General features: G+C 71.0%; 16 protein-coding genes. 9 read left to right on the top strand and 7 right to left on the bottom strand.

Going from position 1 to position 17,312, the window contains the following annotated elements; genetic code table 11:
• Positions 1–71 precede the first annotated feature (71 nt).
• On the top strand, positions 72–1,658 hold the full coding sequence (locus ACIO3R_RS05205) for a Na+/H+ antiporter (protein WP_385034457.1): 1,587 nt from the start codon (positions 72–74) through the stop codon (positions 1,656–1,658).
• 21 nt (positions 1,659–1,679) lie between these two features.
• Here ACIO3R_RS05205 and ACIO3R_RS05200 read toward each other — a convergent pair whose 3' ends face one another.
• Positions 1,680–2,801: a mechanosensitive ion channel family protein gene (locus ACIO3R_RS05200; RefSeq protein ID WP_402103463.1), complete on the bottom strand. Its 1,122-nt coding sequence runs from the start codon at positions 2,799–2,801 to the stop codon at positions 1,680–1,682.
• 37 nt (positions 2,802–2,838) lie between these two features.
• Here ACIO3R_RS05200 and ACIO3R_RS05195 point away from each other — a divergent pair, with 37 nt between their 5' ends.
• The gene (locus tag ACIO3R_RS05195) at positions 2,839–3,417 is read left to right on the top strand and encodes a dienelactone hydrolase family protein (protein ID WP_363021577.1); all 579 of its coding nucleotides are present in this window, start codon (positions 2,839–2,841) and stop codon (positions 3,415–3,417) included.
• Positions 3,418–3,480: 63 nt separating this feature from the next.
• Here the strand turns inward: ACIO3R_RS05195 and ACIO3R_RS05190 are convergent, their stop codons facing one another.
• The 3 genes from ACIO3R_RS05190 to ACIO3R_RS05180 all read right to left on the bottom strand — a co-directional run bounded on the left by ACIO3R_RS05190 (position 3,481) and on the right by ACIO3R_RS05180 (position 6,472).
• On the bottom strand, positions 3,481–4,296 hold the full coding sequence (locus ACIO3R_RS05190; protein ID WP_402103459.1) for a DsbA family protein: 816 nt from the start codon (positions 4,294–4,296) through the stop codon (positions 3,481–3,483).
• Positions 4,297–4,346: 50 nt separating this feature from the next.
• Complete coding sequence (locus tag ACIO3R_RS05185) at positions 4,347–5,078, bottom strand: hypothetical protein (protein ID WP_402104213.1); 732 nt, start codon at positions 5,076–5,078, stop codon at positions 4,347–4,349.
• A 68-nt stretch (positions 5,079–5,146) separates the two neighbouring features.
• Complete coding sequence (locus ACIO3R_RS05180; protein ID WP_402103456.1) at positions 5,147–6,472, bottom strand: DUF2252 domain-containing protein; 1,326 nt, start codon at positions 6,470–6,472, stop codon at positions 5,147–5,149.
• Between the two features lie 216 nt (positions 6,473–6,688).
• On the opposite strand from ACIO3R_RS05180, the gene dnaE reads away from it, so the two are divergent.
• Complete coding sequence (gene dnaE / locus ACIO3R_RS05175; RefSeq protein WP_385034465.1) at positions 6,689–10,225, top strand: DNA polymerase III subunit alpha; 3,537 nt, start codon at positions 6,689–6,691, stop codon at positions 10,223–10,225.
• Between the two features lie 96 nt (positions 10,226–10,321).
• On the opposite strand, the gene ACIO3R_RS05170 is transcribed toward dnaE, so the two are convergent.
• Positions 10,322–10,501, bottom strand: a complete 180-nt coding sequence (locus tag ACIO3R_RS05170; protein ID WP_123469948.1) for a hypothetical protein — start codon at positions 10,499–10,501, stop codon at positions 10,322–10,324.
• Between the two features lie 278 nt (positions 10,502–10,779).
• Here ACIO3R_RS05170 and ACIO3R_RS05165 point away from each other — a divergent pair, with 278 nt between their 5' ends.
• From ACIO3R_RS05165 to ACIO3R_RS05140, 6 genes are all read left to right on the top strand, one after another.
• Positions 10,780–12,096, top strand: a complete 1,317-nt coding sequence (locus ACIO3R_RS05165) for an NYN domain-containing protein (protein ID WP_402103450.1) — start codon at positions 10,780–10,782, stop codon at positions 12,094–12,096.
• A 239-nt stretch (positions 12,097–12,335) separates the two neighbouring features.
• Positions 12,336–13,310: an ABC transporter ATP-binding protein gene (locus ACIO3R_RS05160; RefSeq protein ID WP_402104211.1), complete on the top strand. Its 975-nt coding sequence runs from the start codon at positions 12,336–12,338 to the stop codon at positions 13,308–13,310.
• A 184-nt stretch (positions 13,311–13,494) separates the two neighbouring features.
• The gene (locus tag ACIO3R_RS05155; RefSeq protein ID WP_385034496.1) at positions 13,495–14,283 is read left to right on the top strand and encodes an ABC transporter permease; all 789 of its coding nucleotides are present in this window, start codon (positions 13,495–13,497) and stop codon (positions 14,281–14,283) included.
• Between the two features lie 34 nt (positions 14,284–14,317).
• Complete coding sequence (locus ACIO3R_RS05150; protein WP_402103447.1) at positions 14,318–15,112, top strand: ABC transporter permease; 795 nt, start codon at positions 14,318–14,320, stop codon at positions 15,110–15,112.
• A 154-nt stretch (positions 15,113–15,266) separates the two neighbouring features.
• Positions 15,267–15,470 carry a hypothetical protein gene (locus ACIO3R_RS05145; protein ID WP_385034471.1) on the top strand — a complete coding sequence of 68 codons (204 nt, stop codon included), beginning with the start codon at positions 15,267–15,269 and terminating at the stop codon, positions 15,468–15,470.
• On the top strand, positions 15,470–15,982 hold the full coding sequence (locus tag ACIO3R_RS05140) for an SMI1/KNR4 family protein (RefSeq protein ID WP_402103445.1): 513 nt from the start codon (positions 15,470–15,472) through the stop codon (positions 15,980–15,982). The genes ACIO3R_RS05145 and ACIO3R_RS05140 overlap by 1 nt, the downstream gene beginning before the upstream one ends.
• 59 nt (positions 15,983–16,041) lie before the next feature.
• On the opposite strand, the gene ybaK is transcribed toward ACIO3R_RS05140, so the two are convergent.
• Together ybaK and ACIO3R_RS05130 are read right to left on the bottom strand one after the other, a co-directional pair.
• On the bottom strand, positions 16,042–16,545 hold the full coding sequence (ybaK, locus tag ACIO3R_RS05135) for a Cys-tRNA(Pro) deacylase (RefSeq protein ID WP_385034475.1): 504 nt from the start codon (positions 16,543–16,545) through the stop codon (positions 16,042–16,044).
• Between the two features lie 22 nt (positions 16,546–16,567).
• Positions 16,568–17,311 (bottom strand): LON peptidase substrate-binding domain-containing protein, encoded by a 744-nt coding sequence (locus ACIO3R_RS05130; protein ID WP_385034477.1) that lies wholly within the window; start codon positions 17,309–17,311, stop codon positions 16,568–16,570.
• Position 17,312: the final 1 nt, after the last annotated feature.

The raw sequence follows: 17,312 nt of genomic DNA, 5'->3' as shown, positions 1-17,312 counted from the left end.
GTGCGTGGCAGGCTGGAACCCCGAATCGGCCGATCACCGAGGCCGGCTCGCCGCGCTCCGGAAGGCACCCCGTGGACCAAATGGCCCTGTTGCTCCTGTTGTTGCTGGGGGCGGTGGTCACCGTGCCGCTGGGGGACCGGCTGGGGCTCCCCGCGCCGGTACTGATGACGCTCGCGGGCGTCGGGATGGCATTCCTCAGCTTCGTGCCGAATGTGGACATCCCGCCTGAGATCATCCTCCCCGCGCTGCTTCCGCCGCTGCTCTACGCCTCCGTGCAGCGCACCTCCTGGCGGCAGTTCGCTGCCAACAAACGACCGATCTTTCTGCTGGCCGTGGCGTTGGTCTTCCTGACGACGGCGGCCGTCGCCGCGGTGGCGAACGCCATCGTCCCCGGGCTGCCCATCGCCGCCGCCGTCGCACTCGGCGCGCTCGTCGCACCGCCCGACCCGGTCGCGGCGACCGCCGTCGCGGGTTCGGTCGGACTGCCCCGCAGGCTCGTCTCCATCCTGGAGGGCGAGGGGCTGTTCAACGACGTGACCGCGATCGTGCTCTACCACGTGGCGATCGCGGCCGCGGTGAGCGGCACCTTCTCGCTGCCGGAGGCGTTCGGGCTGCTGATCCTCTCCGCCGTCGTCGCCGTCGCGGTGGGCGTCGCGCTCGGCTGGCTCACCATCAAACTCATGGGCCTGCTCGGCGATGCCACGCTCCAGGTCGGGCTCACCCTGCTGGTGCCGTTCGTCAGCTACGTACTCGCCGAGGAGCTGATGGGCTCGGGCGTCCTCGCCGTCCTCACCACCGCGCTCTTCCTCGCCGAGCACACCGCCGACGCCGACGACGTCCTGGGCCGGCTCACCGGCCGTACCTTCTGGGAGATCGTCGACACCCTCGTCACCGGGGTCGCCTTCGGGTTGATCGGCCTCGAACTGCACAACGTCTTCGGGACCGCCGACGGGCGCGAACTGGAGATGGCCGGCTGGGCCCTGGCCGTCGTCGTGGTCGTCGTCGGCGTCCGGCTGCTCTATCTGCTGCCCGCGACCTGGCTGGCCAAGCGGCTGCACACCCGCCGCGACGTCAGCGAGGAGATCCCCACCGGCTGGCGCGAGACCGTCGTCATGTGGTGGGCCGGGATGCGCGGGGTGGCGTCGGTCGCGCTGGCCCTCGCGATCCCGCTGAAGACGGACGACGGAAAGCCGTTCCCGGGCCGGGACGAGATCGTCTTCATCGCCTTCGCCGTGATCATGGTCACCCTGGTCTTCCAGGGCCTGACCCTGCCGTGGCTGGTGCGCAAGCTCCGGGTCAAGGCGGACACCGACGCCGAGGAGGCACTGGAGAAGGACCTCGCGATCCGGGCCGCCAGGGCCGCCAAACAGCGGCTCAAGGAGATCCAGGAGGTCGAGGACTTCCCCGAGGACGTCGTGGAGCGCCTGCACCGGCTGGCCTACGACGTGGGCGCGCGGATCAGCCCCGACATGGTCGACGACGAGCGGCGCGAGGCGTACGCGAAGCGCGCCGAGCGGTTCAAGGAGATCAGCCGCATCCAGCGCGAGATGCTGTCGGCCGCCCGCCACGCGGTGCTCTCCGCACGCAGCGAGGCCGGCGCCGACCCCGAGATCGTCGACCGGGTGCTGCGGCAGCTGGATGTACGCAGTCTGCGCTGACCCGGTCCCGGGCCGGGCCGGTCAGCCGCGCCCGGTGCGCGGCGCCCGGTCCCGGCCGATCGGCTTCCCGTTCGGGTGCGACCCGAGCGGCCACTGGTCCTGGGGCGGCAGCGCCGCGGGCGCCGTCGCGATGCGCGGCAGGGCGTACGGGTGGTGATCGCGCAGCCAGCCGATCAGCTGTTCCCGGACCGCGCAGCGCACCGTCCAGATGTCGTCCGCGTCCTTCGCCGTGACCACCGCGCGCACCACGACGGTGGACGGGGTGGTGTCGGTGACGGCCAGCGACCAGTTGCGGCCGTCCCACGCGGCGCAGTCGCCCAGGATGTCCCGCAGCTGTTCGCGCATCGCGGCGACCGGCGCCGAGTGGTCCAGGTGGAAGAAGACCGAACCGGTCATCTGGGCCCCGCCGCGCGACCAGTTCTCGAAGGGCTGGCTCGTGAAGTACGAGACCGGCATCGTGATCCGCCGCTCGTCCCAGGTCCGTACCGCGAGGAAGGTCAGCGTGATCTCCTCGATCGTGCCCCACTCGTCGTCCACCACCACCGTGTCACCGATGCGCACCATGTCGCCGAAGGCGATCTGCAGGCCCGCGAAGAGGTTGCCGAGCGTGGACTGGGCGGCGACACCCGCGACGATGCCGAGGACACCGGCCGAGGCCAGCATCGAGGTGCCCACCGCCCGCATGGCCGGGAACGTCAGCAGCATCGCGGCGACGGCGACCGTCGTCACGACGGCGGTGACCACCCGCTGGATCAGCGTCACCTGCGTCCGCACCCGCCGCACCCGCGCCGGGTCCCGGGTGTTCGCCGCGTAGCGCGCGTACACCGAGTCCACCACCGCGATGGCGATCCGCAGCACCAGCCAGGCAGAGGCGCCGATCATCACCAGCGTCAGCACCTGCCCGATGCCCGTGCGGTGGTCCTTGATCAGGTCGAGCCGGGTGTGGGTGTAGCTGGCCCGCAGCAGCGCCGTGCACAGCGTGAGCTGGAACGGTATCCCGCAGCGCCGCAGCAGACCCCACAACGGGGTCTCGTGATGCCGCCCGTCGGCCCGTCTGAGCAGCAGGTCGACCAGCCAGCCGATCACCAGCGTGATCACTACCGAACCGCCGACGACGATCAGCGGACGCAGTAGGTTCTCCATCCTGTCGCTCTCCAAGCTCTCGACGGCAACTGGCACCATGGGCCTCATGAACATCATGCTTTTCCACTCGACGTACGGTCTGCGCCCCGCGGTGCACGCGGCCGCCGAGCGGCTGCGTGCAGCCGGGCACGAGGTGCGCGTGCCCGATATCTTCGCCGGGCACACCTTCGAGACCATCGAGGAAGGGCTGGCCTTCCAGCAGGAGACGGGCAAGGAGGAGCTGCTGAAGCGGGCCGTGCTGGCCGCCGCACCCTACTCGGACTCCGGACTGGTCTACGCCGGCTTCTCGCTCGGGGCGTCCGTCGCCCAGACGCTGGCGCTCGGGGACGCGAAGGCGCGCGGGCTGCTGCTCTTCCACGGCACCTCGGACATCGCCGCGAACGCCTCGGTGGACGAGCTGCCCGTACAGCTGCACGTCGCCGACCCGGACCCGTACGAGACGCACGACTGGCTGAACTCCTGGTACCTCCAGATGCGGCAGACCGGCGCCGATGTCGAGATCTACCGCTACCCCGGCGCGGGCCACGTGTTCACCGACGCGGAACTGCCGGACTTCGACCAGGCCTCGGCCGAGCTGGCCTGGAAGGTCGCGATCGGCTTCCTCGCCACGCTGTGAGCACGCGAAGGGCCCCGCGCGCACGGAAGCGGCGCGCGGGGCCCTTCGGGGGTGCGGAGCGGATCAGCCCTTCAGCGCCGCGGTGATCGCGGTGTTGAAGTCGTCGGCCGTCATCGGGGCGTTCTTCTTGTCCGAGCCGGTCAGCGTCTTGCCGTCCATCTTGAGCGTCGGGGTGCCCTGCACGCCGCTCTTGTCGAAGGCCCCGGACATCTTCATCGCCCAGGCGTCGTACGTGCCGTCCTTGACGCTCTTCTGGAACGCGGCGTTGCCCTTCAGGGCGTCCACCGTGTCGGCGACCTTGATCAGGTACGAGTCGTCCTTGAACTTGTCCTCGGTCTCCTGCGGGTGGTACTTCGCGGAGTAGAGGGCGTACTTGTAGTCGAGGAAGGCCTCGGGGCTGACATCGAGAGCGGCGCCCAGCGCGCTCAGGGCGTTCTTCGAGCCCTCGCCGTTGTCGCTGTTGTCGATGAACGTGGCACCGATGTACTTGACCTTGTACTTGCCCGCGTCGACGTCCTTGTGGACCGTCTCGCCGACCGTCTGCTCGAACGTGGCGCAGATCGGGCAGCGGGAGTCCTCGTACAGCTCCAGCGTCTTCTTGGCCGTCGACTTGCCGACGACGACGGTCGTGCCGTCCTTGCCCGAGGTGTTCTTCGGGGCGGTGACGTTCGTGGCGTCCTTCGCCTCGTCCCAGTGGCCGGGCTTGTTCAGCTGCATCACGCCGTAGCTGACACCTGCGGCGATCGCCAGGACGGCGACGATCGAGACGCCGACGACGACCTGGCGGCGGGTCTTGTCCTTCTTGGCCTGGCGGTCGCGCTCGGCGCGCAGCCGCTCGCGGGCGGCGGACTTGTTGGCCTGGCTGTTGCGGTTGCTCATGGTCGGTTCTCCGTGGGGTGTGGTGGTGCGTTGGTCAGGGACTCGTGTGCTCAGGCGGTGGCGCAGGCCGAGCGCGGCGGTCCCCTCCGTCCCACGGAGTGCACGAGGAGGCGGGCGGTCGCGTGCGCGTGGGGGCCCCGGGCCACGGGCCGTGCCGCGCGGCGCAGCCGGTGACGGGCCGTGCCCACCACCGCGACCGCGACCAGCAGCGGCCGGAACGCCAGCAGCGCGAAGGCGCCCAGCAGACCGGCGAGCGCCAGCTCGCCCCGGTACAGCCAGGCCGCGGCGAGCAGCCCGACCGTGACATGGGCGGCCAGCAGCAGCCAGGGCACCAGGGGGCCCGGCGAGGCCAGCAGCGCGGCGGTACCGTGCCCGGCGCCGGTCACCGAGGCCAGCGGGGTGCCCAGCGCGCCGACGTTGCCGAACTCGGTGGCGCCGGCGCCCAGGTCTCCGCCGCCGCAGAACACATCGACGCCCACCGAACGCAGCGGACCGGCGATCGGGCCGCCCGCAGCGCCGTAACAGAGGTGCTGACCGGTGGTGAAGACGGTGTCGGCGGCCAGTTCCAGCGGCACCAGCAGCCCGGCGATCGCCCCGAAGCCGCGCTCCCGGCCGGCCAGCGCGTACGCGACGGCGAAGACCCCGCCGGCCAGTACGGCGACGAGGGTCAGCGGCAGCGGGACCCGGGAGAGCAGCACATGGGACGCGGTGGAGAGCGTCACGACGAGCGCCGTGAAGAGCGCCGCGCGTACGACTCTGAGCTGCGTCCCGGATATGTCCATCGTCGAGGAGTGTCGCATGCGAACCTGTATGCGAGCCCTAAAGGGGCCCGCCCCTGTGAGCGAGGCCGCTACAGTCCCGGAATCCGGCCGTTGCGGAACAGGTCCACGAAGATCTGGTGGTCCGCGCGCGCCCTGGCACCATAACGGTGGGCGAAGTCCACCAGCAGGTCCCCGAACCCCTCCTCGTCCGCCGCGATCGCCGCGTCGATCGCCCGCTCGGTGGAGAACGGCACCAGTGAGTGACCGCTCTCGTCGTCCGCCGCGGAGTGCATCGTGGCCGTCGCCCGGCCGAGGTCGGCGACGACCGCCGCGATCTCGTCGGGCTCGTCGATGTCGGACCAGTCCAGATCGACCGCGTACGGCGACACCTCGGCGACCAGCTGACCGGACCCGTCCAGCTCGGTCCAGCCCAGCCACGGGTCGGCGTGCGCCTGGAGCGCGCGCTGCGAGATCACCGTGCGGTGCCCCTCGTGCTGGAAGTAGTCCCGTACGGCCGAGTCCGTGATGTGCCGGGAGACCGCGGGGGTCTGCGCCTGCTTGAGGTAGATGACCACATCGTTCTCCAGGGCGTCGCTGTTGCCCTCCAGAAGGATGTTGTACGAGGGCAGGCCGGCCGATCCGATGCCGATCCCGCGTCTGCCGACGACGTCCTTGACCCGGTAGGAGTCGGGGCGGGTCAGGCTCGACTCCGGCAGCGTCTCCAGGTAGCCGTCGAACGCCGCGAGGACCTTGTAGCGCGTCGCCGCGTCCAGGTCGATCGCGCCCGCGCCGTCCGCGAAGCGGCGCTCGAAGTCACGGATCTCGGTCATCGAGTCCAGCAGCGAGAACCGGGTCAGCGACCGGGCGTCACGCAATGCCCCCAGCAGCGGGCCCTCGGCGGTGTCCAGGGTGAACGGGGGCACCTCGTCGTTCTTCGCGCCCGTCGCCAGCGCGTGGATCCGCTCGCGGTAGGCCGCCGCGTAGACCCGGACGAGCTCGGTGATCTGGTCGTCGCCCAGCGCCTTCGCGTAACCGATCAGGGCGACCGACGCGGCGAAGCGCTTGAGGTCCCAGGTGAACGGGCCGACGTACGCCTCGTCGAAGTCGTTCACATTGAAGATCAGCCGGCCGTTGGCATCCATGTACGTGCCGAAATTCTCCGCGTGCAGATCGCCGTGGATCCACACCCGGCCGGTGCGCTCGTCGAGATACGGGCCGCCGTGCCGCTCCCGCTCCAGGTCGCCGTAGAACAGGCACGCCGTGCCCCGGTAGAAGGCGAAGGCCGAGCCCGCCATCTTGCGGAACTTGACCCGGAACGCAGCCGGGTCGGCGGCCAGCAGCTCCCCGAAGGCGGTGTCGAAGACCTCAAGGATCTGCTCCCCGCGCTGCGCTGCGCCGGTCTGCGTTTCCGACATCTCTGGGTGCCTCCTGGTACCTGGCGTGCGTGACGACGTACATGACAAATGGGACGGGCGTCCCAGCTCTTCCAACGCGCGACCGTATCCCGGAGTGCCCGCCGGTTGTCACCTCGGAGACGTAGACTTCCACGCTGTCCCCCCTCGGTCGTGTCCCGTCGATCAGGGCCGGACTCCCCAGCCCGCCATGCTCAGTTTTCCCGGAGGCACAGCGCCGTGACCAAGCCGCCTTTCACGCACCTTCACGTCCACACCCAGTACTCGCTGCTGGACGGTGCCGCGCGGCTCAAGGACATGTTCGAGGCGTGCAACGAGATGGGCATGTCCCACATCGCGATGACCGACCACGGCAACCTGCACGGCGCGTACGACTTCTTCCACTCGGCGGCCAAGGCGAACGTGACGCCGATCATCGGGATCGAGGCGTACGTCGCCCCGGAGTCGCGCAAGCACAAGCGGAAGATCCAGTGGGGTCAGCCGCACCAGAAGCGCGACGACGTCTCCGGCTCCGGTGGCTACACCCACAAGACGATCTGGGCGTCGAACGCCAAGGGCCTGCACAACCTCTTCAAGCTGTCCTCGGACGCCTACGCGGAGGGCTGGCTGCAGAAGTGGCCGCGCATGGACAGGGAGACGATCTCCCAGTGGTCCGAGGGGCTGATCGCCTCCACCGGATGCCCCTCCGGCGAGGTGCAGACGCGGCTGCGGCTCGGGCAGTTCGACGAGGCGGTGAAGGCGGCCTCCGACTACAAGGACATCTTCGGCGAGGGCAAGTACTTCCTGGAGCTGATGGACCACGGCATCGAGATCGAGCGCCGGGTCCGTGACGGGCTCCTGGAGATCGGCCGGAAGCTCGACATCCCGCCGCTGGTGACGAACGACTCGCACTACACGTACGCCAACGAGGCGACCGCGCACGACGCCCTGCTCTGCATCCAGACCGGCAAGAACCTCTCCGACCCGGACCGCTTCCGCTTCGACGGCACGGGCTACTACCTGAAGACGACGGACGAGATGTACGCCGTCGACTCCTCGGACGCCTGGCAGCAGGGCTGCGCCAACACCCTGCTCGTCGCGCAGCAGATCGACACCACCGGGATGTTCGAGAAGCGCGACCTGATGCCGAAGTTCGACATCCCCGAGGGCTTCACGGAGATCACCTGGTTCCAGGAGGAGGTCCGGGTCGGGATGAACCGCCGCTTCCCGGGCGGGGTGCCGGAGGACCGGCAGAAGCAGGTCGAGTACGAGATGGACATCATCATCCAGATGGGGTTCCCGGGGTACTTCCTGGTCGTCGCGGACTTCATCATGTGGGCGAAGAACAACGGCATCGCGGTCGGTCCCGGCCGTGGCTCCGCCGCCGGATCGATCGTGTCGTACGCGATGGGCATCACCGACCTCGACCCGATCGAGCACGGCCTGATCTTCGAGCGGTTCCTCAACCCCGAGCGCGTCTCCATGCCCGACGTCGACATCGACTTCGACGAGCGCAGGCGCGTCGAGGTGATCAGGTACGTGACGGAGAAGTACGGCGCCGACAAGGTCGCCATGATCGGCACCTACGGCAAGATCAAGGCCAAGAACGCGATCAAGGACTCCGCCCGCGTCCTCGGCTACCCGTACGCGATGGGTGACCGGCTCACCAAGGCCATGCCCGCCGACGTCCTCGGCAAGGGCATCGACCTCAACGGCATCACCGACCCCAAGCACCCGCGCTACAGCGAGGCGGGCGAGATCCGGGGGATGTACGAGAACGAGCCGGACGTCCAGAAGGTCATCGACACCGCGAAGGGCGTCGAGGGCCTGGTCCGGCAGATGGGCGTGCACGCCGCCGGCGTCATCATGTCCAGCGAGCCGATCGTCGACCACGCCCCGCTCTGGACGCGGCACTCCGACGGCGTCACCATCACCCAGTGGGACTACCCGCAGTGCGAGTCGCTCGGCCTGCTCAAGATGGACTTCCTGGGGCTGCGCAACCTGACGATCATGGACGACGCCATCAAGATGGTGAAGTCCAACAAGGGCGTCGACCTGGAGATGCTGGCCCTCCCGCTGGACGACCCCAAGACGTACGAGCTGCTCTGCCGCGGCGACACGCTCGGGGTGTTCCAGTTCGACGGCGGGCCGATGCGGTCGCTGCTGCGCCAGATGCAGCCCGACAACTTCGAGGACATTTCCGCCGTCTCGGCCCTGTACCGGCCGGGCCCGATGGGCATGAACTCGCACACGAACTACGCCGAGCGCAAGAACGCCCGCCAGGAGATCACTCCGATCCACCCGGAGCTGGAGGAGCCGCTCAAGGAGGTCCTCGGCCTCACCTACGGTCTGATCGTCTACCAGGAGCAGGTCCAGAAGGCCGCCCAGATCGTCGCCGGGTACTCGCTCGGCGAGGCCGACATCCTGCGCCGCGTGATGGGCAAGAAGAAGGCCGACGAGCTGGCGAAGAACTTCGTCCTCTTCGAGGCCGGCGCCAAGAAGAACGGCTTCTCCGACGCCGCGATCAAGGCCCTGTGGGACGTACTGGTCCCGTTCGCGGGATACGCCTTCAACAAGGCGCACTCCTCCGCGTACGGCCTGGTCACCTACTGGACCGGCTACCTGAAGGCGAACTACCCCGCCGAGTACATGGCGGCGCTGCTGACCTCGGTCAAGGACGACAAGGACAAGTCGGCGGTCTACCTCAACGAGTGCCGCCGCATGGGCATCAAGGTGCTCCCGCCGAACGTCAACGAGTCCGAGTCGAACTTCGCCGCGCAGGGCGACGACGTGATCCTCTTCGGGCTGACGGCCGTCCGCAACGTCGGCCAGAACGTCGTCGACTCGATCATCCGGTGCCGCAAGACGAAGGGGAAGTACAGCAGCTTCCCCGACTTCCTCGACAAGGTCGAGGCGGTCGTCTGCAACAAGCGGACCGTGGAGTCCCTCATCAAGGCCGGCGCCTTCGACGAGATGGGCCACACCCGCAAGGGGCTCGTCGCCCACCACGAACCCATGATCGACAACGTGGTGCAGGTCAAGCGCAAGGAGGCAGAGGGGCAGTTCGACCTCTTCGGCGGCGGTGAGGAGGACAGCGACGAGCCGGGCTTCGGGCTCGACGTGGAGTTCTCCGACATCGAGTGGGAGAAGTCCTACCTGCTGGCCCAGGAGCGCGAGATGCTCGGGCTGTACGTCTCCGACCACCCGCTCTTCGGTATCGAGCACGTGCTCAGCGACAAGTCCGACGCCGCGATCTCCCAGCTCATGGGCGGCGAGCACAGCGACGGCGCGATCGTCACCGTGGGCGGCATCATCTCCGGCCTCCAGCGCAAGATGACCAAGCAGGGCAATGCCTGGGCCATCGCCACCGTCGAGGACCTGGCCGGTTCCATCGAGTGCATGTTCTTCCCCGCCACCTACCAGCTGGTCTCCACCCAGCTCGTCGAGGACACCGTCGTCTTCGTCAAGGGACGGCTCGACAAGCGGGAGGACGTGCCCCGGCTCGTCGCCATGGAGATGCAGGTCCCCGACATCTCCAACGCGGGCACCAACGCCCCCGTGATCCTGACCATCCCCACGGTCAAGATCACCCCGCCCATGGTCAGCCGGCTCGGCGAGGTGCTCAACAGCCACCGCGGCGACACGGAGGTGCGGATCAGGCTCCAGGGCCCCCGCAAGACCACGGTGCTCCGGCTCGACCGGCACCGGGTGAAGGCCGACCCGGCGCTCTTCGGGGACCTGAAGGTGCTGCTCGGCCCGTCCTGCCTGGCCGGCTGAGACCCCGGACGACCGCACACGCACGAGAGGGGCGCCCCGCAGAAGCGGGAGCGCCCCTCTCGGCTACCGGCCTGTGGCCGTACCGGAGGAGTCCGGTCAGTTGTGGCCGAAGCGCCGCTGATGCTTACGCGCAACATCGGCAGGGCTGCCCTGGGACTGAGCCTGGGGCTGGTTCTGCGACTCGAAAGCCGTCGACCGTGCCTCCTGCTCGCCGCGCTCCGACTCGGTAGCGCGGTCCTGCTGGCTGCCCTGCTTGCGGTTCTTGTTCTTGGCCATGGTGTTCCTCCTAGGGGGACTCTCGGGGCCAGGACCGCTGTCAGATTCACATAATCGGATAAACATCGCATGTTGGATCATTACCGTGCGTAGCGAGGGGGTATGATGCGCCGTTTTCCGGATCCGCCACGCCGATGATCGGGTTCCGGCCGTTAACCCCCGTACGGTCGGGCAGACTCGAAGGAAACCCTGAGTAAGCGGGTCCGGCCGGCGGAGGATGCGACACCGCGCTCCGAACGCCGGGCCCGCTGAACCCGTTCCCGAATTCCTGGAAGAGGGTGGAACGCGTGGACCGTTGCGTCGTCCTGGTGGACGCCGGCTACCTGCTGGGCGCAGCCGCGAGCCTGCTGGCCGGAGAGCCCGCCCGTTCCCGCATCACCGTCGACCACGCGGCCCTGATCCAGGGGCTCAGAGAGCGGGCGGAGGCCGATACGGAACAGCCGCTGCTGCGGATCTACTGGTTCGACGGGGCCCCCGACCGCGTACCGCAGCCCGAGCACCGCAGACTGCGCGTCATGCCGCGGGTGACGGTGCGCCTGGGTGCCCTCACTCGCAGTGACGGGCGGTGGGCGCAGAAGGGTGTCGACGCGGCGATGCACGCCGAGCTCACCGAGCTCGCGCGGAACCGGGCCTGCTCCGACGTGGTCCTGGTGACCGGGGACGGAGATCTGCTGCCCGGACTGATGTCCGCCAAGGAACACGGCGTCGCCGTCCACCTCTGGGCGGTCCAGGCCGCCGACGGCGACTACAACCAGTCCGAGGACCTCGTCGCCGAGGCCGACGAGCGGCGGGTGCTGGACCGGGCCTGGATCACCCGCGCCGTCCGCGCCAAGGAGACCGCCGGCCCGTGCGCACCGCAGCCCGCCGCGCGGAATTCCGAGATCGCCGCGATCCTCTCCGCCCCGCTGCCCGAGGCGGCCCTCGCGGCCTCCGCCGAGCGGGGCTCCCAGGCCCAGGCCGAGGCCGCCCGCGACGGCGCGGCCGAGCCGTCCGACGACTCCTCCGCCCACACCCCGCACAGCCACCCGGGCCGCGGCGTCCCCACCCCGAAGGACCTCGCCGGCACCCTGCGCGGCCCCGGCGCCCAGCCCGCCCAGCACCCCGCCCCACCGCCCGCCAACGCCACCCTCCGCTGGTCCTCCGACCGGGGCTGGGTGGAGCGCGGCGGGCCCCTCGGCGAGCCCCCGGAAACCGCGTCCCTCCCGACACTGGCCCAGATCACCAGCGCCGAGCAGCGCTGGGCGGACCGCGAGGAGGACATCACCACGGTGGGCGGCGACCCGTTCGAGGTGGGGCAGGTCTTCGCCCGCCGCTGGATGGAACGCCTGCCGGAGACCGTCCACCTCCAGAAGCTGTCCACCATGTACCCGCGCGTCCCGCACCGCATCGACGGCGAGCTGCTGCGGTACGCCGCCCGGTTCGGCCTGCTCGCCCACAAGGACGACCAGATCGACGAGCACGACCGGTACGCGATCCGGGCGGGGTTCTGGCGCGAGATCGATGTACGGGCAGCAGCGGAGCACACGCCGCCACTGCCCGACAAGCCCGCTCCCCCGGTGGGGCGGACGGAGAAACCGGTGCAGTCCGGGGACTGAGGCCGCCCCTGTCCGGCTCATTCGGCGGGGCGGTGCCGCGTGGGTGCTGCGGCCCGGGTGCGGATACGGCCGGTGGACCTCCGGCCGGCCTGACCGCCCGACCGTGGTGACGCCGCGCGAGGAGATGCGGCACCGGCTGCGGCTCCGGAAAGCCCCCGGCGTCATGGGGCCGCCCGCACCCCGTAGTCTCGTACCTCGTGAGTACGGGCACAGCACAGGCGCAGACGGCGAACGGCACCGTGTGCGCGGTGCGTGACCTGGTCAAGACCTATCCCGCGGCCCGGGGCCGGCGCGGTACACCCGCCACCCCCGAGGTACGCGCCACCGACGGCATCAGCCTGGACATCGGGCGCGGCGAGATCTTCGGACTGCTCGGCCCCAACGGCGCCGGCAAGTCCACCCTCGTACGGCAGCTCACGGGGCTGATGCGGCCCGATTCCGGCAGCGTCGACATGCTCGGCCACGACCTCGTGCGCCACCCCGAACGGGCCTCCCGGCTGATCGGCTACCTCGGCCAGGAATCCACCGCACTCGACGAGCTGACGGTGGCGCTCGCCGCGGAGACCACCGGGCGGCTGCGCGGCCTGCCGGTGCGGGAGGCCCGCGCCGAGCGTGACGCGGTACTCGACGAACTCGGCCTCGGCGAGATCGCCGGCCGCCCCCTGAAGAAACTCTCCGGCGGGCAGCGGCGGCTCGCCTGTGTCGCGGCCGCGCTGGTCGGGGAGCGTCCGGTGCTCGTCCTCGACGAGCCGACGACCGGGATGGACCCCGTCGCCCGGCGCGCCGTCTGGGCCGCCGTCGACCGGCGGCGTGCCGAGCGCGGCGCGACGGTGCTGCTGGTCACCCACAACGTCATCGAGGCCGAGACCGTCCTGGACCGGGTCGCCGTCATCGACCGCGGCAAGGTCATCGCCTGCGACACCCCGGCCGGGCTCAAGGAGCAGGTGGCGGGCGAGGTCAGGGTGGAGCTGGTGTGGCGCGAGCGGGCACCGCTGGACGTGCCCGAGGTCGCGGCGCTGCGGGCGTCCGCGCAGGAGTCCGGGCGCCGCTGGGTGCTGCGGCTCGGGCCCGACGAGGCGCGTGCGGCGGTCGCCGCGGTGACCGGTGGCGCGGCCTTCGCCGCGCTCGACGACTTCACCCTGGCGACGCCCAGCCTGGAGGACGTGTATCTGGCGCTCGGCGGGGGCGCGACCATGGGGCTGGTGAAGGCATGACCGCGACGTGTGCGCCGAGCGGCGTGGCCGGAGCGTACCGGCGCGGGCGTGCGGCCGGGCAGGGACCGAACAGGAGCAGCGCCAGGTGACGAGCATCGTTCCCGCGGAGGCGGTGTCCGGGCAGACCGGGCGACCGGCACACTCCGAGCCGCCGGGCAGGTACGGCAGGTCCGGCAGGGACGGCCTGGACGGTTTCGCCGACGGCCGGAGCACCGAGGCCGCGGAGCTCGCCCCGAGGGCCCGGCTGTTCCCCTCGCTCGCGGCGGTCTACCGGGCCCAGCTCTCCCGGGCCAGGGTCGCCCGCATCCCGCTGCTCTTCGTGGCGACCTTCCAGTCCGTCGGGATCATGGTCCTGATGCGCGGGGTCGTCGACGGCGGTTCCGAGGCGCGGGCCGTCGTCGCCGGGTCCAGCGTCCTGGTCGTCGCCTTCGTCGCGCTGAACCTGCTGGCCCAGTACTTCGGGCAGCTCCGGGCCGGCGGGGGGCTCGACCACTACGCGACCCTGCCGGTGCCGCCCGCCGCCGTGGTGCTCGGGGCGGCCGGGGCGTACGCCTCCTTCACCGTGCCCGGCACGATCGTCACGGCGGTGGCGGGCAGCGTGCTCTTCGGGCTGCCGATGACCCACCTGTGGGTGCTCGTCGCCGTCATCCCGCTCTCCGGCGCGGCCCTCTCCGGACTCGGCGCCGCGCTCGGGCTGCTCGCGCCCCGGCAGGAGCTGGCCACGCTGCTGGGCCAGCTCGGCATGTCCGCGGCGCTGCTGCTGGGCGTGCTTCCGGCGGACCGGCTGCCGGAGCCGATCGGCTGGGCGCGCGACCTGCTGCCCTCCACGTACGGGGTCGAGGCGCTCGCCCGCTCCTTCGACGCCCACCCGGACTGGGCCGTCGTCGCCCTGGACCTGGCTGTCTGCGCCGTCGTGGGTGTGCTCTCGCTGGCCGTGGCGACCTGGGCGTACCGCAGGGCAGCGGTCCGGTGAGGCGCGACACAGGGACGCCTGGCACGATGGCACGGTGACAGCACCTCTGACGCCGCCGCACCAGCCCTCGCCCCACGACCCGTGGCAGACGCCGCCGAACGGGGGCGGCCCCGGCGGCTCCCGTCCCGGGACCCTGCTGGAGTCACCGGAGGAGAAGGATCTCCGTGCCGACCTGCGCCGGGCCGCCGTCGTCGGTGCGGTGGTGACGGTCGCCGGTGTCGGGCTCGGGCTGCTGTGGCTGTGGCTGGCTCCCCGGGTGCCGCTGGTCTCCGACAACACGGCCGTCTTCCTGAGCGACAGCGAGGGCGAGGAGGCGATCGGGGCCGACGGCACGTTCGCGCTGCTCGCGCTGGCCTTCGGAGCGGTCTCCGCGGCGCTGGTCTTCTGGTTCCACCGGCGGGGCGGAGTCGCGCTCGTGGTGGGGCTCGCGGTGGGCGGGGTGCTCGGCTCGGTACTCGCGTGGCAGCTGGGGACCCGGCTGGGGCCGACCGGCGACGTGGTCGCCCACGCCCGTGAGGTCGGCAAGGGCGTGATCTTCGACGCGCCGCTCGAACTCCACGCCAAGGGGGCGCTGCTGGCGTGGTCGCTGGCGGCGATGGCCGTGCATCTTGGCTTGACGGCGATGTTCGGGCCGCGGGATCCGGAGCCGGAGTGGGGCGTCTACCACGCGCCGGGGCAGGCGCCGGTGTACGGTCCCGCGCCGTCGTCCGCGCCTGCGGACGGTCCCGCGGACGGCCCTGTGCCGTCGTCCGGGTCCGAGCCGTCCTCCGGCCCCGCGCCGTCCGGTCCGTCGTCGCCCGAGCCGCCTGCTCCGTCGTCGGGGTCGTAGCGGCGGGTGCGGGGGCGCGGGCCGTATCCGCGGTCGCGCCCGTGCAGCCGCAGCCGCAGGCCGGCCCCGTATCGGCCTCGCGACATTCGAACCGGCCGTCCGCGTGGGAGAGTTGAGCCTGCTTTCCGCGCAGGGCCAAGGAGATGAGCGACGGATGACCGCATCGGATACCGGGACCGGCGGCTCACCGGCCTCCGAGTTCGCGGGTGGAATCGTGGACTTCGTGCGCACCTCACGCAGCCGCGAGTACCCGGACGGCGTGTACGTCGGGCTCATGGGCTTCCCGGATTTCCTGCCGTACGCCGCCCGGACTGCCGGCCGACCTGCGCGCGTAGCGCCACGCCGACTGGAGAACTGATGTTCGTCGAACCGACCCCCCGGGGATCCCTCTCCGAGGAAGCCCTGCGCGAGCTCGAATCACAGCTCGGCTTCCCGCTCCCGGACGAGTACCGGGCATGGCTGGCCCGCACCAACGGCGCCGAGTTTCCGTTCGACCGCGAAGGCGGGACCTTCACCGAACCCGTCCTGGCGGGGTACGACTACGGCATCGATGAGGACCTCTACGGTTACCGGACCGGCGGAAACACGCATACGGAGCTGCTCGTCGCGCACTCCGACCGGGGCGACCTGCCGATGGACTATCTGCCGATCATGCGGCTGACCACCGGCGCGATCCTCATCAAGGTGACCGAGCCGAGGCTCGGGTCGATCTGGCACCGGGGCGAATCGTCCTTCACCGATGACGGCGTCTACCTTCCCGATACCCCGGACGACGACCCCGACGAAGTGGCCGGCACCTTCGGCGCTTTCCTCGGCATGTGGAGCATCGACGACGGTTCAGATGACACGGGCTCGTCCACGGCGTCCTGACGCACAGCGGGCCCGCACGCACGGGGCGAGGTGCGCCGGCCAGAGTGACGGGGCTGTCCTCAGCCCCGGCCGATCGCCGCGAACACCGCCCCCGTCAGGGACGCCAGATCCGCCGGGGACAGCTCGACCTCCAGACCGCGGCGGCCCGCCGAGACGCAGACCGTGCCGTGGTCCCGTGCCGACGCGTCCAGCACCGTGGGCAGCCGCTTGCGCTGGCCCAGGGGGGAGATGCCGCCCAGGACGTAGCCCGTGGTCCGTTCCGCCGCCGCCGGGTCCGCCATGGCCGCCCGCTTGCCGCCGACCGCCGACGCGAGGGCCTTCAGGTCCAGTGAGCCGGCGACCGGGACGACCGCGACGGTCAGCCGGCCGTCCACGTCGGCGACCAGGGTCTTGAACACCCGGTCGGGGGAGACGCCCAGTGCCTCGGCCGCCTCCTCGCCGTAGGAGGCCGACGCCGGGTCGTGCTCGTAGGCGTGCAGCGTGAAGTCCGTGCCGGCGGCGGTCAGCGCGACCGTGGCCGGGGTGCCGCCGGGCTGGTGCTGCTTCTTCGGCTTCTTCGCCACGGGGGAGTGGCCCTCCGGTCGCTCAGTTGGGGTGGGTCGGGGCTCGGGTCAGCTCCACCGCGGGCAACGACGGCAGATGCCGGATGACGGCCGTCTCGGAACGCAGCAGCTTCAGCTCCTCGCGGAGCCGGGTCGCGGTGTCCGGGGCCTGGAGCAGGCGCTGCTTGGCGGGGATGTCCAGCACGGCCGCGGCGGCGACCAGGTACGAGACGACGGACGGGTCGTCGGGCAGCTCCGCACCGGTGGTGAGGGAACGCTCGCTCGCGCCCGCCAGCCGCTTCTGGTAGCTGCGGAAGGCCCGCAGGACGCCCTCGGCGAGCGCACCGGCGTCCTCGCCCGGCTCCTCCTCCAGCTCTTCGAGCTCGGCCGTCAGACAGGGGCCGCTCGCGTCCACCGAGAGCAGCCGGACCCGGGTGGTGCCGGTCGCGAGGACCTCGAAGCTGCCGTCCGACCGCTCCCGGATCTTCGCCGCGTCGGCGATACAGCCCACCCGGTGGAACGTCTGGAGGGGATCGGGGCCGAAGCCGTCCGCCGGGCCGCGCTCGACGGGAACGCGCCCCGGGTCCGGCATTCCGGCAGCCGTCGGGGCGGTCTCGCGGCCGTCGCGGATGGCGACCACGGCGAAGCGGCGCGGTTCGTCCTCATCGGTCTTCAGCAGTTCGCGCATCATGGCGCGATACCGCTCCTCGAAGACGTTCAGCGGCAGCACGAGGCCGGGGAACAGCACCGCGTTCAGCGGGAACAGAGGCAGGCGAGCGGTGGTCACA

The sequence above is a fragment of the Streptomyces sp. NPDC087428 genome (genome assembly GCF_044744085.1).
GTDB lineage: Bacteria > Actinomycetota > Actinomycetes > Streptomycetales > Streptomycetaceae > Streptomyces.
Note: the sequence above shows the minus strand (reverse complement) of the source record. Positions and strands in the feature narration are given on the sequence as shown.

Coding starts and splice junctions, on each gene's coding strand:
- ACIO3R_RS05200 (WP_402103463.1), bottom strand. CDS start 2,801: ATGGAGAACCTACTGCGTCCGCTGATCGTCGTCGGCGGTTCGGTAGTG.
- ACIO3R_RS05195 (WP_363021577.1), top strand. CDS start 2,839: ATGGGCCTCATGAACATCATGCTTTTCCACTCGACGTACGGTCTGCGC.
- ACIO3R_RS05190 (WP_402103459.1), bottom strand. CDS start 4,296: ATGAGCAACCGCAACAGCCAGGCCAACAAGTCCGCCGCCCGCGAGCGG.
- ACIO3R_RS05185 (WP_402104213.1), bottom strand. CDS start 5,078: ATGGACATATCCGGGACGCAGCTCAGAGTCGTACGCGCGGCGCTCTTC.
- ACIO3R_RS05180 (WP_402103456.1), bottom strand. CDS start 6,472: ATGTCGGAAACGCAGACCGGCGCAGCGCAGCGCGGGGAGCAGATCCTT.
- ACIO3R_RS05170 (WP_123469948.1), bottom strand. CDS start 10,501: ATGGCCAAGAACAAGAACCGCAAGCAGGGCAGCCAGCAGGACCGCGCT.
- ACIO3R_RS05145 (WP_385034471.1), top strand. CDS start 15,267: ATGACCGCATCGGATACCGGGACCGGCGGCTCACCGGCCTCCGAGTTC.
- ACIO3R_RS05140 (WP_402103445.1), top strand. CDS start 15,470: ATGTTCGTCGAACCGACCCCCCGGGGATCCCTCTCCGAGGAAGCCCTG.